The sequence below is a fragment of the Methylobacterium sp. AC433 genome (assembly GCF_979253015.1).
The window spans coordinates 138,633-152,262 of record NZ_CEEDBN010000013.1 but is presented as its reverse complement, the minus strand read 5'-3'; the positions used below and the strand labels follow the sequence as shown (position 1 = coordinate 152,262).

The 13,630-nt window shown below is 62.6% G+C and carries 11 protein-coding genes and 1 tRNA gene; 6 read left to right on the top strand and 6 right to left on the bottom strand.

The window, feature by feature from the left end:
* Positions 1–541: 541 nt before the first annotated feature.
* Both AC0IWM_RS17805 and AC0IWM_RS17800 read right to left on the bottom strand, forming a co-directional pair.
* On the bottom strand, positions 542–1,003 hold the full coding sequence (locus AC0IWM_RS17805; RefSeq protein ID WP_471757114.1) for a hypothetical protein: 462 nt from the start codon (positions 1,001–1,003) through the stop codon (positions 542–544).
* A gap of 28 nt (positions 1,004–1,031) precedes the next feature.
* Positions 1,032–2,141: an HNH endonuclease gene (locus AC0IWM_RS17800; protein ID WP_471757112.1), complete on the bottom strand. Its 1,110-nt coding sequence runs from the start codon at positions 2,139–2,141 to the stop codon at positions 1,032–1,034.
* A 1,041-nt stretch (positions 2,142–3,182) separates the two neighbouring features.
* On the opposite strand from AC0IWM_RS17800, the gene AC0IWM_RS17795 reads away from it, so the two are divergent.
* Positions 3,183–3,458, top strand: a complete 276-nt coding sequence (locus AC0IWM_RS17795; protein WP_471757110.1) for a helix-turn-helix domain-containing protein — start codon at positions 3,183–3,185, stop codon at positions 3,456–3,458.
* Positions 3,459–3,797: 339 nt separating this feature from the next.
* Here the strand turns inward: AC0IWM_RS17795 and AC0IWM_RS17790 are convergent, their stop codons facing one another.
* A complete protein-coding gene (locus AC0IWM_RS17790) occupies positions 3,798–4,115 on the bottom strand; it encodes a hypothetical protein (RefSeq protein ID WP_471757108.1) in 318 nt (105 codons plus the stop codon).
* 1,144 nt (positions 4,116–5,259) lie between these two features.
* A tRNA-Gln gene (locus AC0IWM_RS17785) sits at positions 5,260–5,334 on the bottom strand.
* 100 nt (positions 5,335–5,434) lie between these two features.
* Between AC0IWM_RS17785 and AC0IWM_RS17780 the strand changes: the two genes are divergently transcribed.
* The 3 genes from AC0IWM_RS17780 (at position 5,435) to AC0IWM_RS17770 (ending at position 8,937) form a co-directional block, all read left to right on the top strand.
* Positions 5,435–6,187 (top strand): SDR family oxidoreductase, encoded by a 753-nt coding sequence (locus AC0IWM_RS17780; protein WP_471757106.1) that lies wholly within the window; start codon positions 5,435–5,437, stop codon positions 6,185–6,187.
* Between the two features lie 102 nt (positions 6,188–6,289).
* Positions 6,290–7,909, top strand: coding sequence for a peptide chain release factor 3 (locus AC0IWM_RS17775; protein ID WP_471757104.1), 1,620 nt, complete (start codon positions 6,290–6,292; stop codon positions 7,907–7,909).
* A 236-nt stretch (positions 7,910–8,145) separates the two neighbouring features.
* Positions 8,146–8,937 (top strand): DUF2189 domain-containing protein, encoded by a 792-nt coding sequence (locus AC0IWM_RS17770; protein WP_471757102.1) that lies wholly within the window; start codon positions 8,146–8,148, stop codon positions 8,935–8,937.
* 138 nt (positions 8,938–9,075) lie between these two features.
* Here AC0IWM_RS17770 and AC0IWM_RS17765 read toward each other — a convergent pair whose 3' ends face one another.
* A complete protein-coding gene (locus AC0IWM_RS17765; protein WP_471757100.1) occupies positions 9,076–9,528 on the bottom strand; it encodes a response regulator in 453 nt (150 codons plus the stop codon).
* 57 nt (positions 9,529–9,585) lie between these two features.
* Complete coding sequence (locus tag AC0IWM_RS17760; protein WP_056470325.1) at positions 9,586–10,053, bottom strand: BLUF domain-containing protein; 468 nt, start codon at positions 10,051–10,053, stop codon at positions 9,586–9,588.
* Positions 10,054–10,305: 252 nt separating this feature from the next.
* Here AC0IWM_RS17760 and AC0IWM_RS17755 point away from each other — a divergent pair, with 252 nt between their 5' ends.
* Together AC0IWM_RS17755 and flgK are read left to right on the top strand one after the other, a co-directional pair.
* On the top strand, positions 10,306–11,697 hold the full coding sequence (locus tag AC0IWM_RS17755; protein ID WP_471757098.1) for a flagellar hook protein FlgE: 1,392 nt from the start codon (positions 10,306–10,308) through the stop codon (positions 11,695–11,697).
* Positions 11,698–11,743: 46 nt separating this feature from the next.
* Positions 11,744–13,621 carry a flagellar hook-associated protein FlgK gene (gene flgK, locus AC0IWM_RS17750; protein ID WP_471757096.1) on the top strand — a complete coding sequence of 626 codons (1,878 nt, stop codon included), beginning with the start codon at positions 11,744–11,746 and terminating at the stop codon, positions 13,619–13,621.
* The last annotated feature ends 9 nt before the right edge of the window (positions 13,622–13,630 follow it).

The window sequence follows — 13,630 nt, the reverse complement described above, 5'->3', positions numbered from 1 at the left end:
GCATTCCGCCAGACTCGCAGGACAGGCCTCAAACCAAAACCCCACGCGGACTCAACCGTCAGACCTCAACCACTAGGATCGGAGCATGAAGCCTGGGCACGGGACGGCGCTCGGCCGGAGGTTCAGGAAAGCCTCGCGCCAGACCTTCGGATAGGCGTGACAAGCTTGGCCTTCGGTGAGGCTGACATGGGGTCTGGCGGTTGATACAGGCCGGACGGGTGATATAGAGAGGCTGTCACCCGCGCTTTGCCGATGGTTTCCAGGTCACCGACCGCTAGCACCTCATTGAAAACCCCAGCCGCGGCTTCCTCGACGCCGCGTGCATATCGATGCAGGGCCAGATATATGGCCGCAGCAAGATCGATTTGCTGGAAGCTCGCTGGATCGCCTTGTATACATTGATTATTATTGAAATTGAGCCGGAGACCGAGTTATAGGTCGGTCCAGGGTTAATGTTTAACTCTAATTGGCAAAACCGGCTACGGACAAACTCTCTTCAAACTTGCACAGGAAGACCAGAGAGCCCTCCTGATCCGATGACCTAGGATCTGGCTTCACGGTCGACTAGTTCAAGAAGCTGTCGAAAAGCGAACTTGCGTCGAGACAAAGCTCGAGCCTCATACCGATCCAATCGCTCAATCTGCATGGAAGTCTCTGTAAAAAATTCGCGCAGGAAGCTTTGCTCTGCCACGGCTTCTGAGGCTGTTTCTACTACGCCACACCTTAGACGTGCAATTTTGTATGCCTGTACGCGTTGGAAATATACCTGTGCCTCAGCAGCATTACGGGCCGCCTCCACAATGCCCTTGGCGATGCCGTAGCTACCGGCGATGAGTTCGGCCAAATGCTCGATCTCCGCCTCCATCTTTGGATTGAGATCGACGCTTGAGAGGCCGTGCTTGCGAGCATTCTGTTTCGATTGTGCCTTCCCAATAGGTGTTCGGGGTCCTGTGCTCCTTGCGGAATTGCGATGATTGGCATGGCTGGCGCGCTGAGACGTCATCACTGCCTCGGATTTTGATGGATACGATTCATCGCTCGCCGGTACGCACGACGTCAAGCACATCCGCGGCAACTTTCCGAGCAAGCTGGCCGAAGCCTTCTCGCTTGCGCTCGATTTCGCGGAGGAGGGAATCTCGACGTTGGTCAGCCAACGAGGCCAATCGATCGATTCGCTCAATAGAAGGCAGATTTAAAAGGAAGCCATGTGCAGCGACATTTTCTGCCGTGAGTCCACGGTCGTGAAGAAGGGCGTCGACTTGGGCGCGCGGCTCCGCGTCGCCAGCCATCCAGCCTGCGGCGAGGCTATCAGCCGATGGCGCCATGAACTGGTTCAATCCCATGGGATCCGCGTTCTGAAGTGCAGGCCGGATCAAATCCCCGGCTGCTTGTAGCTGAGCTTGAACCAGAATTTGCCTACGCCAGCCCCGGATTCGATTGGCCTCCCAGATTAGGTCGGTGATGTTCTTGACCCAGATCGCCTCGATAACGTCGGCAGGGCGGATTTGATGAACGATGCTGCGAAGAAGAGTCTCGTAATGATCGGGCTCTTCGCCCGGCAGCAGGGGACGGTCGCTGAACAAAAAGTCGAGGTGGGCGGGGATCGCAGGAAGGACGTCTCCTGACGTCGCGGCATCCCCTTCGCTAACGCTCGCCAGTTTCGCCTTCGATGTCGTTCGGTTCGCCATTTGATCCACCGCCTCTGACTCGCTCTTGTTATCCGAAAGCATCCCCCGCGGACAAAGGCGTTCGGTCAGATTGGCCACGGGATCCACCACGATCGGCGTTGCAGCGGATGCTTCAGTATCATCGATCGCGCGTTCAGACCCGACACATTCGATCGGGCGGCGAGGTCGTGCATGCTCATCCCGACGGACAACCGTTCCATCGACCTTGCGCTTCAGAGCAGAACCTCGTGACCCAGGCATCGGACGGGTGACAACCGCTGCCCCGAGATGGCGAACTTTTTGTCGCTTCGCCTCGGCAGCTCGGGCATGATCACTTCGCGTCTTCTCACGCCCACATGCCTCATGCGCTGGCCCAAGGTTCTGGATCTCGTCCGGCCCACCGAGTTCGAGAGCGCGTATATGCTCGACGATCCAGCGATCCCGCGCACCGTCGATGCGGCGCTCGCAAACCACGCAGGTCCCGCCCGTCCTCTCCCAAGCCTGAAGCCGACGGCGATTCGACATAGCCCCGCGTCGCGTTGTGCCAACGTCCTCAAGCGCGACGTACGGCATCAGAGCGCCCACTTTTGAGAGTCGGACGATCAGCGAGCGCCTTCAGAGCCTGGAAGGACAGCTGCTCCCAGTCGCAAAGGAGTTGCTCATATCGCTCAATCAACGCCCTGAGCTGTTCATCCTCTTCACGGCCTACGAGTCTCACCTGGAGACCTAAGGTAGCCACTGTTGGACGTGCAGGATCAGCCGCGCGCTGACACGGTTTATTGTGGGGCATTGTGGGCCTCCGGCTGAGGTTGAATTAGTGATACGATCGCGCGGCCAGGAGGGTGGGCCGTTTAAAGCGGTGAGTTCAGCCGCAAATTCAACTTAATCCAACGAACCTACTTCGCGTAGAATTTCGGTGAACGGATCTGTAAAAATAAAAAGCAGATGGAAGTTGTATTCGGCCAGATACAAAGACGTTTATTCTGATGATGCATCCAATGTGAAGCGAGTATTTTCTATGCGTACCTCCGGAAGCTTCGATTAAAATCCGGTGAAGACGGACATTTCACTCCTGTCTGCAACGCAGCAGCTTTGTTGTCGTTTGGCCGACTGGCGAAGCGCTTTCGCTGCTGCCCAAGTTCCTCGAAGTGCGGCGGAGATGCACGCTCGCCAGGTCTCGCCAGTCGCTAAGCGCCTTGCGTTTGCAGCCACCGCAGCCAAACGCATGATGGTACGTCGATCGTAAGCTCCGAAGACAATCATCGGATAATTATGCGCTAGCGCTTGTGCGCGATGGAAAGCCAGCTTAGCGAACGCCGTAGCTTGTAGGTGAAGGCGTCGTTCCGCCGGCGGCGTTTGCACTCGGTCAGCTCGCAAACTCTGAAGCGCAGAAGACCATGAGATTGATCGACGAGATGACATAAGCGCCTCCGGGCTTTGATGCCCTGAGTATCACTTTGCCGCCCACTACTGTCAATACCTGAGGCATCATTTAAGCCTTGAGGAACCGAAAAAATGCACACGCTGACTAGCGAAATGTTGCGCGCGGCACGTGCTCTCATCAGGTGGGAGCAGAAGGATCTAGCTCTCGCTTCAGGGGTTTCGTTGCCAACTATCAAACGACTCGAGGCGAAGCCTGGCGATCTCGGTGCTCATGGGCCAACCATATCGGCTTTACGGCAAGCACTTGAATCGGCCGGTATCGAGTTTATACCTGAAAACGGCGGAGGAGCCGGCGTTCGATTTCGTCAAAAGCGCCAGGCAGAAAAACAGCCCTTTGACACAAATTGAACAATGGATAGCTGCGCTTCTACGGTCGTATCAACACCGGCTTGATTTAATCGGTTTAATAATAATTTTGTAAAAAATTCATCATACTTTATGGATTTGATATCGGTAATACCAGCACCTCATCCGAAATATAAGATGTTTCTCCAAATACTCGGCTAATTATTATTTGATCTTTAGATGCATTCAGCGGACCGTAATCTTGCTCGATTTTACTACATAACCGATCTGTTCTCTCACTGTCTTCTTCTCCATCACGGCAATGTATAATGAAGGAAAGCCCCTGCCGACACATGGCATGCTCTAAGCGCCGTACACGACGTCCGTAGGCCTTTCGATTAGTCACAAGCCGTGCCTCTCCTCAAGATGCGCAATACGCCGGCTGAGCTCTTCGTCCCCCAGCGCCTCGGCATGAACACCCACGAGCTTTGCAAGCTCATTCGCTTCCTGAAAATTTATCGTGCCGTTCGCTGCAGCTTGCAGGATAGCGTAGGTTGCTTTCGGAAGATCCTTAATCGTGGTGATTTCGGGCAGCACGAATCCCGAGGACCGCAAACGCTGAGCCGAGAGCTCTCCAAGGCAGTACCGCATCATCCCAGCGTCACCGCCAAGCGCCATCTCGACAGCCTTATGCCTCAGCGCACTCTCGGCTGCCTCCATGATATCTTCTGCACCGGACGGGTATACACGGAGCACTTCGTTCTGGCTCGAACGAGCAGATGGCGTTGAACGCCTTGATGTTGATCTGACTTTGTCGGACGGCACTGCCGTCGCAACTCGCATGGTTCGTGGCATCACACTCTCAGGATTGCTATCAGCCCGGTCGCTTAGCGAGAAGCGGGATCTAGCGCAGGCTCAGAACTCACGTCCAAGCCGAACGCGGCGTTGATTAAGACATACGCTCGCACCCTTTCGGCTCGCGGCCGTAAATGCAAGAACGAATCGGCAACATGCCCGAGCAAGTTCGCTATGCTCCGGGAGGATGGCAATCAAAACGGGGGGCAAAAAACTTTCGTGAACACCTACCAGTGGGTGCGATGATTCGGCTTTAAGCTGAAAGCTTACCGGGCGTGGACGATGCGAGGTTTAACTCAAAAACGCGCGGTACTTCCAAATTTAGTCATATTAGCAGTAATAATCTCAGATTTCATATTAATATTTCAAATTAACTCAATGTTTGAAAAAATATGCTTACGGTCTAAATAAAAATGATCTCGTTTAATTAGTTTTTACATAACATATCAACCGTTGATGGACATTGACTCATTCTGAATAAATAACATTCAGATCTGAATCATCTCGGTGGTGCAGACATGTAGCATCATCTTATACCAATGCATAGAAAGGTTGTGCCAGAAGAGCGCCCAGCGATTTGAGCCCAAGCGAGCCGAAGGCGACGTTTTCGCAGAACGAACCCATTTTTCTGGACGGCAGGTTTCGAAGCCTGACGCAGCACAGATACGTAAATAAGCAAAGCTGGCTCAGCGTATCGGAGACGTCCACGTCGAGCAAAATATTAGGGATGGTCGCGGTGGGCGGCTCAAGCCACAGCTTTGGGCGTCTCGAGCAATGCCCGCTACTAAGCTTTCATCTGTTTATTTGATGACTCGGAGTTCCGAAAGCCATTTGAGCAAGCTCCAATCGCATTTGGCACGGTCAGAGCGTGGTCAATTGGCATCAGTCGGTTTGACTGATGAACAAACCTGAGCGCCATGGATGATTGCAACGACTCAGCATCATGATGGGCCGACATCGCTCGTCCAAAAAGGAGAGGTTCAAAACGTCAGCGATCGAGTCAGGAGATTGGCTGGGGCGCCAGGATTCGAACCTGGGAATGGCGGTACCAAAAACCGCTGCCTTACCACTTGGCGACGCCCCATCGCGCTCGGCGGAGGTGTGTCTAGACGCAGTGTCGGGTGCTGGCAACAGGGGGAGGGGGCGCTTATGGCTCTCGCGGGTTCGGCGGGAGGGATCGGGACATGAGCGGGCGGATCGCGGTGGTCACGGGGGCGGGGTCGGGGATCGGGCGGGACGTCGCCCTGGCGCTCGCCGCGGCGGGTTATGACCTGGCCCTGGCGGGGCGGCGCCTCGCGCCCCTCGAGGAGGTGGCTCGTCTGGCACAGGCGGCCGGAATCGTTGCGGAAGCCGTGGAGACCGACGTGGCGGATGCGGACTCGGTGGCGCGGCTGTTCGCCCGGGTGGGCGAGCGGTTCGGGCGGCTCGACCTCCTGTTCAACAATGCGGGCGTGTTCACGCCCGCGGCGGCGATCGACGCGGTCGCCCTCGACGACTGGCGGCGCTCCGTGGACGTGAACCTCACCGGCGCGTTCCTGTGCACGCAGGGCGCCTTCCGGATGATGAAGGCGCAGGATCCGCGGGGCGGGCGCATCATCAACAACGGCTCCATCGCCGCGCAGGCGCCGCGGCCGCACTCGGCCCCCTACGCGGCCACCAAGCACGCGATCACCGGACTGACCAAGGCGACCTCCCTGGACGGGCGCCCCTACGACATCGCCTGCGGACAGATCGACGTCGGCAATGCCGAGACGGAGATGACGGCCGGCATCGCCAAGGGCGCCCGGCAGGCGGATGGCAGCATCCGTCCCGAGCCCGTGATGGATGCGCGGCACGTGGCCGACGCGGTGGTCTACATGGCGGGCCTGCCGCTCTCGGCCAACGTCCAGTTCCTCACCGTGGTCGCCACCGCCATGCCCTATCTCGGACGCGGCTGAGTTTTGCGCATCGCGCCCGAAACGCCTACAGAACAGCCCTTCGTCGCTTACCCGTCGCGAACGCAAAGCCGCCAGGCGCGGACCCGGAAATATTTGCCCGCCATGCTGATGCAGTCTGAGATCAAGCCGCCGGAGGCGAAGGCCGACCCCGTCGCCCGCCGCCGCACCTTCGCGATCATCTCGCACCCGGATGCCGGCAAGACCACGCTGACCGAGAAGCTGCTGCTGTTCGGCGGCGCGATCCAGCTCGCCGGCGAGGTCAAGGCCAAGCGCAACCGGGTGTCGACCCGCTCGGACTGGATGGGCATCGAGAAGGAGCGCGGCATCTCCGTCGTCACCTCGGTGATGACGTTCGAGTACGGCGACTGCGTCTTCAACCTCCTCGACACCCCGGGCCACGAGGACTTCTCCGAGGACACCTACCGCACCCTGACGGCCGTCGACTCGGCCGTGATGGTGATCGACGCGGCCAAGGGCATCGAGGCGCGCACCCGCAAGCTGTTCGAGGTCTGCCGCCTGCGCGACATCCCCATCGTCACCTTCATCAACAAGCTCGATCGCGAGGCACGCGACCCCTTCGAGCTTCTGGATGAGATCGAGAAGGTGCTGGCCCTCGACGTGGCGCCGGTGACCTGGCCGATCGGGCGCGGCCGCAGCTTCGCCGGCACCTACGACCTCGGCAACGGCCGGGTGCGCCGCCTCGATGCGGCCGACGATGCCGGCACCGTGGCGGTGACCGGCGTGGAGGATCCGCTGTTCGACCAGCTGCTGACCGAGGAGGGGGAGGCGGCGACCTGGCGCGAGGAGGCGGAACTCGCCGAGACCGGGCTGAAGCGCTTCGATCTGGCGGCGTTCCGGGAAGGGCACCTCACGCCGGTGTTCTTCGGCTCGGCCCTGCGCAATTTCGGCGTGCGCGACCTCATCGACGGGCTCGCCCGCTTCGCGCCGCCGCCGCGCGGCCAGGATGCCGACAAGCGCCTCGTGGAGCCGACCGAGCCGAAGATGACCGGCTTCGTCTTCAAGATCCAGGCGAACATGGACCCGAATCACCGGGACCGCATCGCCTTCATGCGGGTCTGCTCGGGGCGGCTGAACCGGGGCATGAAGGCCAAGCTGGTGCGCACCGGCAAGCCGATGTCGCTGTCCGCGCCGCAATTCTTCTTCGCCCAGGACCGCGCCATCGCCGACGAGGCCTTCGCGGGCGACGTCGTGGGCATCCCGAACCACGGCACCCTGCGCATCGGCGATACCCTGACGGAGGGCGAGGAGATCGTGTTCCGCGGCGTGCCGAGCTTCGCCCCCGAGATCCTGCGGCGGATCAAGCTCACCGATGCCATGAAGGCCAAGAAGCTGAAGGAGGCCCTGCAGCAGATGGGCGAGGAGGGCGTGGTGCAGGTCTTCCGCCCGCATGACGGCTCCCAGGCCATCGTCGGCGTCGTCGGTGCCCTCCAGCTCGACGTGCTGAAGGAGCGCCTCCAGGCCGAATACGGCCTGCCGATCGATTACGAGCCGACCCGGTTCTCGATCTGCCGCTGGATCACCGCCGAGAAGGAGCCCGAGCTCGACAAGTTCATCGGCAGCCACGGCTCCGCCATGGCGAGCGACCTCGACGGCGCCCCGGTCTTCATGGCGACCACCGCCTTCTCCCTGCGTTACGAGGAGGAGCGGGCGCCGGAGGTGCGTTTCAGCGACATCAAGGACTACCAGAAGCGCGCGGTCTGATCCGCGGCGCGAAACGTCAAGCTTTCGCACCGCAAGATCAGTATCCGAAAATCTTCGCCTTCGGACTTACACTCTGAAGACAGGATCGCGAAAAGGGATTAGCGTCGGGGACATCCGCTCTCGGCGCCATCACGCCCGGGCATGCGCGGCAGGAACCGCCCGGATGGGCGCGATCTGTCGAGAAATCGCTTGGGCGTCGACGTCGTGAGCTTTCCTCCTGCGTGAGGGCTTGAGCCATGACGACCCTTCCCGTCCACGATTTCGGCCACAGCATGGCCCGCCCGGTGGTGAACGCCATCGACGGGCACGACCTCTCGACGGCCCTGCGCCGCGGCGTCGACGACTTCCTGACGATGCCGACCCACGCCCTGTTCATCGGGCTGATCTACCCCATCGTCGGCATCGTCCTGGCCACCGCCGCCTTCGGCACCGAGGTCCTGCCGCTGGTGTTTCCGCTGGCGGCGGGCTTCGCCCTGATCGGCCCCTTCGCGGCGATCGGCCTCTACGAACTGAGTCGCCGCCGCGAACAGGGCCTGCCCACCGACTGGGCCTATGCCTTCGCCAACCTGACGCGGCCGGCGGCGGGCGCGCTCGCCGGGCTCGGGCTGCTCCTGGCGGTGGTCTTCGCCTGCTGGCTGGTGGCGGCTCAGGGGATCTACTGGGCGCTCTACGGAGCGAGCGTGCCGGATTCCATCTTCGCCTTCGCCCAGGACGTGCTGACGACGCCGCGGGGTTGGGCCCTGATCGTCATCGGAAACCTCGTCGGCTTCGCCTTCTCCCTGGTGGTGCTGGCGGTCAGCGTGGTCTCGGTGCCGATGCTGGTGGACCGGGATGTCGACATGCTGACCGCGATCGAGACTTCCCTCGCCGCCTTCCGGCGCAACCCGCGCACCCTCACGGCCTGGGGCTTCGTCGTCGCCGGGCTGCTCATCCTCGGCTCCCTGCCGCTCTTCGTCGGCCTCGCCGTGGTGATGCCGATCCTCGGTCACGCGACCTGGCACCTCTACAGGCGGGTCATCCCCGCCTGAGACGTTCGCCGCCGCCGGCGCCTCGATCGGCGAGGGTTCGCCCGTCCCCGTCGATAAGGCCCGGGTGCCTGGACCGATCCGGCCTGGCGCCGGATCCGAACGCCTGAGAATTTTCCCTGTTTCAGAACCTGCCCTGTTTCAGAACTTGCCCAGCATCGGAAAATCGATGCTGATCGCCGATTCGGTAGCGAGCGGCGCCTCGCGCCGGCGCGGCTTGCGGTTGATGACCTGCTTCAGCTTGGCCTTCAGCACCGACATGTCGAAGGGCTTGAGGATGAAGGCGTCGGCGCCGGCCTGGTGCGCGAGGTTGATGTCCTCGAAATCGAAGGACGCCTCGGTCAGCAGGAAGGGCGTGTTCATCAGGGCGTCGTCCGCCCGGATCTCGCGCAGGAACGAGAGTCCGTCCATGGGCTCCATGTCGAGATCCGAGATCACGAGGGCGTAACGCCGCTGACGCATGCGCTCGAGGGCCGTGACCGCGTCGGTCACACCCTCGACGTCGGGAAAGCCGAGCCGGTTCATCAGCAGGATGACCAGCTTGAGCAACTTCTCCTGGTCATCGACGATGAGGATCGCGGGCGTATCGCTCATGGAATTTCACGGGTTCTCGAGAACGGCGCGAGGACGGCGCGCCAGGCGACCGCAGGATCAGACGAAGAGGTGATCGATACCCTGCTTGGTCATCGACTCCGCCTGAAGCGTCGCCGCGAGGGCATGGATGGCCATTCCCTTCGGGGTCCCGCGCTGGAACATCGGGAGCAGGTTCGCCTTCTGGAAGATCGCATCGTTCACCGGGCCACGGATTCCGGTGGTGAAGGAGTTCACGAACTCCCGCTTCAGGATCTCGCGCCACTCGACGATCTGCACGTCGCGATGCCGCGAATCGTTGCTGATCCGGGCGAAGGTCTCGCTCACCGACGTGCGCTCGCCCTCGATGACCTGGGCGGCGAAGTTCTGCTCGATGACCAGGAAGCTGGTGATCACCGAGAATTCGTTCTTCTTCTGCGCCTGCCGCGTGATCTCGCCGATCTGCCGGGTGCGCGTGGGCGCATCCGCCGCGAGGTTCAATCGCGAGAAGTAGATCAGATGGACGAGGGTCGACCGTTTGGCTCTCATGATCGCGATCCAACACCTTGGTCCGGCGACCATAGGCGGGACGACGATAACGCCGCGTAAACGTCCGCCTCCGCACCGGTCGACCCGGCAAAACCTGCCGTGTCGCCACGCGATAGGCGGTTCCTGCCGGGTCTACGTTTGAGAAAATCCATTGAAAACAGTCACTTGTCTCTGGCACACCGATTGCTCGACGGCCCAGGGACCCGGGCGGGAACGCGCCGGCACCGCCACCGTGACGCAAGGTTCTCGGCCATGGATGTCTTCACCGCGATGCAGACGGCCGTTTCCGGCCTGAAGGCGCAGTCCTTCGCCCTCGACAATATCTCGGGCAACATCGCCAACTCGCAGACGACCGGCTTCAAGCGGGTCGATACGAGCTTCGTCGATCTCGTCGCCGAGCAGCAGACGCCGAGCCGGCAGGTCGCCGGGACGGTCGCGGCCAATTCCCGCCAGACGACCACGGTGCAGGGCAGCCTGAACGCCACCGACATCGGCACCAACATGGCGCTGAACGGCGAGGGTTTCTTCGCCGTGACGTCGAAGTCCGGCGACGCCAACGGGCAGGCGAACTTCGCGAGCGGCGACACCTATACGCGCCGCGGCGACTTCGCCCTCGACAAGGACGGCTACCTCGTCAACGGCGGCGGCTCCTACCTGAAGGGCACCAGCCTCGACCCCGTCACCGGGCAGGCGACGAGCGAGGGTCCGATCCGGGTCGCCAACACGATCCTGCCGGCCCATCCGACCTCGACCATCACGTATTCGGCCAACCTGCCGAAGACGCCCGCCACCACCAACGCCAAGGCGAACGTGGCCGGCTCCGAGCTCCTCGGGACCCTGGCCTCGGGCGCCAACCCCGCCATCCTCTCCGGCACCGGCGCCGCGACGGTGTCGGCCGCCGATGCGTCGAGCTTCATCAACGGCAGCATCGCCGGCCCGTCGCTGACCGCCTACACGGCGAGCGGCGGCCCCGTCGGCATCCAGACCCGCTGGGCCAAGGTCCAGAACGCCGACACGGCGAACGGCACCAGCGACGTCTGGAACCTGTTCTACGCCAACCAGAGCACCGTCACGAGCACCGCGACCCCCTGGACCAATGCCGGCACGGCCTTCCAGTTCAACAGCAGCGGTCAGCTCACATCGCCCTCCGCCACAGGCGTGACGATCCCGGCGCTGACCGTGGACGGGGTCAACCTCGGCAACATCCAGCTCAGCTACGGCAGCGGCGGCCTGACCGCCTACACCGCGGCGGCCGGCACGGTAACGACCAACACGCTGACCCAGGACGGCTACACCTCCGGCACGCTGAACAACCTCAGCATCACCACGGACGGCAAGGTCTCGGGCACCTACAGTAACGGCAACACGATCGCGCTGGCCAACATCAAGGTGGTGCAGTTCACCAACTCGGACGGCCTGAAGGCGAACTCGAACGGCACCTACCAGCAGACCCTCGAATCCGGCACGCCCCTCGTGGGCCTGAATGGCACCACCGTCGTGGGCAGCAACGTGGAGCAGTCGAATACCGACATCGCGAGCGAATTTTCTAAGATGATCGTAACCCAACAGGCGTATTCGGCCAACACGAAGGTCATTTCGACCTCCCAGGACATGATGTCCGCGCTGATCAACATCATTCGCTGAGGACGCCTGACACCGGACGCGATCCGACACCCAGGGGAGGGGCTTCGTGAGCTTCAACGCCATCAACACCGCCTCCGCCGGCCTGAAGGCGACTCAGGCCGCGATCGGCGTCGTCTCGCAGAACATCGCCAATGTCGGCACGGTCGGATACACGAAGCGCACCCTCGACTCGGTCTCGACGGGCGTCGGCAATTCCGGCGTCTCGGTCGGTACGATCGGCCGGGCCCTCGATGCGGCCTCGCTCAAGCAGCTGCGCATGGAGACCTCGGGCGCCGCCTATACGGGTTCCCTCTCGGCGGTGCGGACGCAGCTCGACCAGCTCTACGGGACACCCGGGACGGCCACCGCCCTCGACGGCGTCGTCAACGACTTCGCCCTGTCGCTGCAATCGCTCGCCAGCGACCCGACCTCGGCGCCGGCCCGGTCCACGGTGGTGACGAAGGCCGCGAACCTCGCCTCCACCATCGGCACCATCGCGCAAGGCGTGCAGGACCTGCGCTCGGCCACCGAGAGCCAGCTCGGCAGCGATACCGCCAAGGCGAGCGAGTACCTCGCCTCGATCGCCAAGCTGAACATGCAGGTCACCGGCACCACCGACGAGGGCGCCCGCGCAAGCCTGCTCGATCAGCGCGACCAGGCCATCACCGGCCTGTCCGCCTTCCTCGACGTACAGACCGTCGACCAGCGCGACGGCACCGTCTCGGTCATCACCACTTCGGGCATGACGCTGGTCGACCGCGGCGCGGCGGCGATCCTGAGCTTCGACGGGCGCGGCACCCTGTCACCCGATTCGGAATTCACCGACAACCCGGCCACGCGCGGCGTCGGGACGATCACCGCGACCACGCCGGGCGGCTCCCGGATCGACCTCATCGCCACCAAGGCGATCCGGTCGGGCTCGCTCGCGGCGGGGGTCGAATTGCGCGACGCGGTCCTGCCGCAGGCCCAGCGGCAGCTCGACGAACTGGCGGCCGGCCTGTCCCGCTCCCTCTCGGATCGCAGCGCCGCGGGGACGGCGGTGACGTCGGGGACCTCCACAGGCTTCGACATCGACCTCGGCGGGCTCAGCGCCGGCAATGCCGTGACGGTGAGCGTGCGGGACGCCGCCGGCACGCAGCGCAACCTCGTGCTGATGCCCTACACCTCGGACCAGCCGCCGAGCATCGACCCGGCGGACACCAACGATCCGACGGCGACGATCCTCCCGATCAAGCTGACGGGCACGGCGACCGGGCTGCGCGACGCGATTCAGACCGCCCTCGGGTCGAGCTTCAGCGTCACCAGCCAGCCCAGCGCCGGCACGGGCGGCCTGCGCATCCTCACCAATCCGACGGGCGGGGCACCGACCCTGCTCGGTGTGAGCGCCAGCGTCACGCAGCCCCAGACCACGGCGGACTTCCAAAGCGGGCAGCTGCAGATTCCGCTCTTCGTCGACGGCGACGGAAAGGGCACTCTCTATACGGGTTCCTTCGACGGCGGCTCTCAGCTCACCGGTTTCGCGCAGCGCATCAGCGTGAACCAGGCGGTGGTCGGCAACACCGCCAACCTCGTGAACACCTCCTCCAAGACCCTGGCTTCGGACGCGTCGCGGCCGCAATACCTCTACCAGGCCCTCACCGGGGCGAGCCGGACCTTCGCGGCGGCGAGCGGCATCGGCGGCGTCGATGCGCCCTACACCGCGAGCGTGCAGGATTTCGCCCAGCGCATCATCGACGCGCAGGGCGCCGGCGCGGCTTCCGCGCAGAATCTCGACGAGGGTCAGGGTATCGCGCTGGCCACCGCCCAGTCCCGCGTCGCCTCCGTGTCCGGCGTGAGCATCGACGAGGAGATGTCGAAGCTCGTGCAGCTCCAGACCGCCTACAGCGCCAATGCGCGGGTGCTCACGGCCGCCCGCGACCTCCTCGACACCCTGCTGCGGATCTAGGCCGAGACC

Coding starts and splice junctions, on each gene's coding strand:
- AC0IWM_RS17805 (WP_471757114.1), bottom strand. CDS start 1,003: ATGACGTCTCAGCGCGCCAGCCATGCCAATCATCGCAATTCCGCAAGG.
- AC0IWM_RS17795 (WP_471757110.1), top strand. CDS start 3,183: ATGCACACGCTGACTAGCGAAATGTTGCGCGCGGCACGTGCTCTCATC.
- AC0IWM_RS17790 (WP_471757108.1), bottom strand. CDS start 4,115: ATGGAGGCAGCCGAGAGTGCGCTGAGGCATAAGGCTGTCGAGATGGCG.
- AC0IWM_RS17780 (WP_471757106.1), top strand. CDS start 5,435: ATGAGCGGGCGGATCGCGGTGGTCACGGGGGCGGGGTCGGGGATCGGG.
- AC0IWM_RS17775 (WP_471757104.1), top strand. CDS start 6,290: ATGCTGATGCAGTCTGAGATCAAGCCGCCGGAGGCGAAGGCCGACCCC.
- AC0IWM_RS17770 (WP_471757102.1), top strand. CDS start 8,146: ATGACGACCCTTCCCGTCCACGATTTCGGCCACAGCATGGCCCGCCCG.
- AC0IWM_RS17765 (WP_471757100.1), bottom strand. CDS start 9,528: ATGAGCGATACGCCCGCGATCCTCATCGTCGATGACCAGGAGAAGTTG.
- AC0IWM_RS17760 (WP_056470325.1), bottom strand. CDS start 10,053: ATGAGAGCCAAACGGTCGACCCTCGTCCATCTGATCTACTTCTCGCGA.
- AC0IWM_RS17755 (WP_471757098.1), top strand. CDS start 10,306: ATGGATGTCTTCACCGCGATGCAGACGGCCGTTTCCGGCCTGAAGGCG.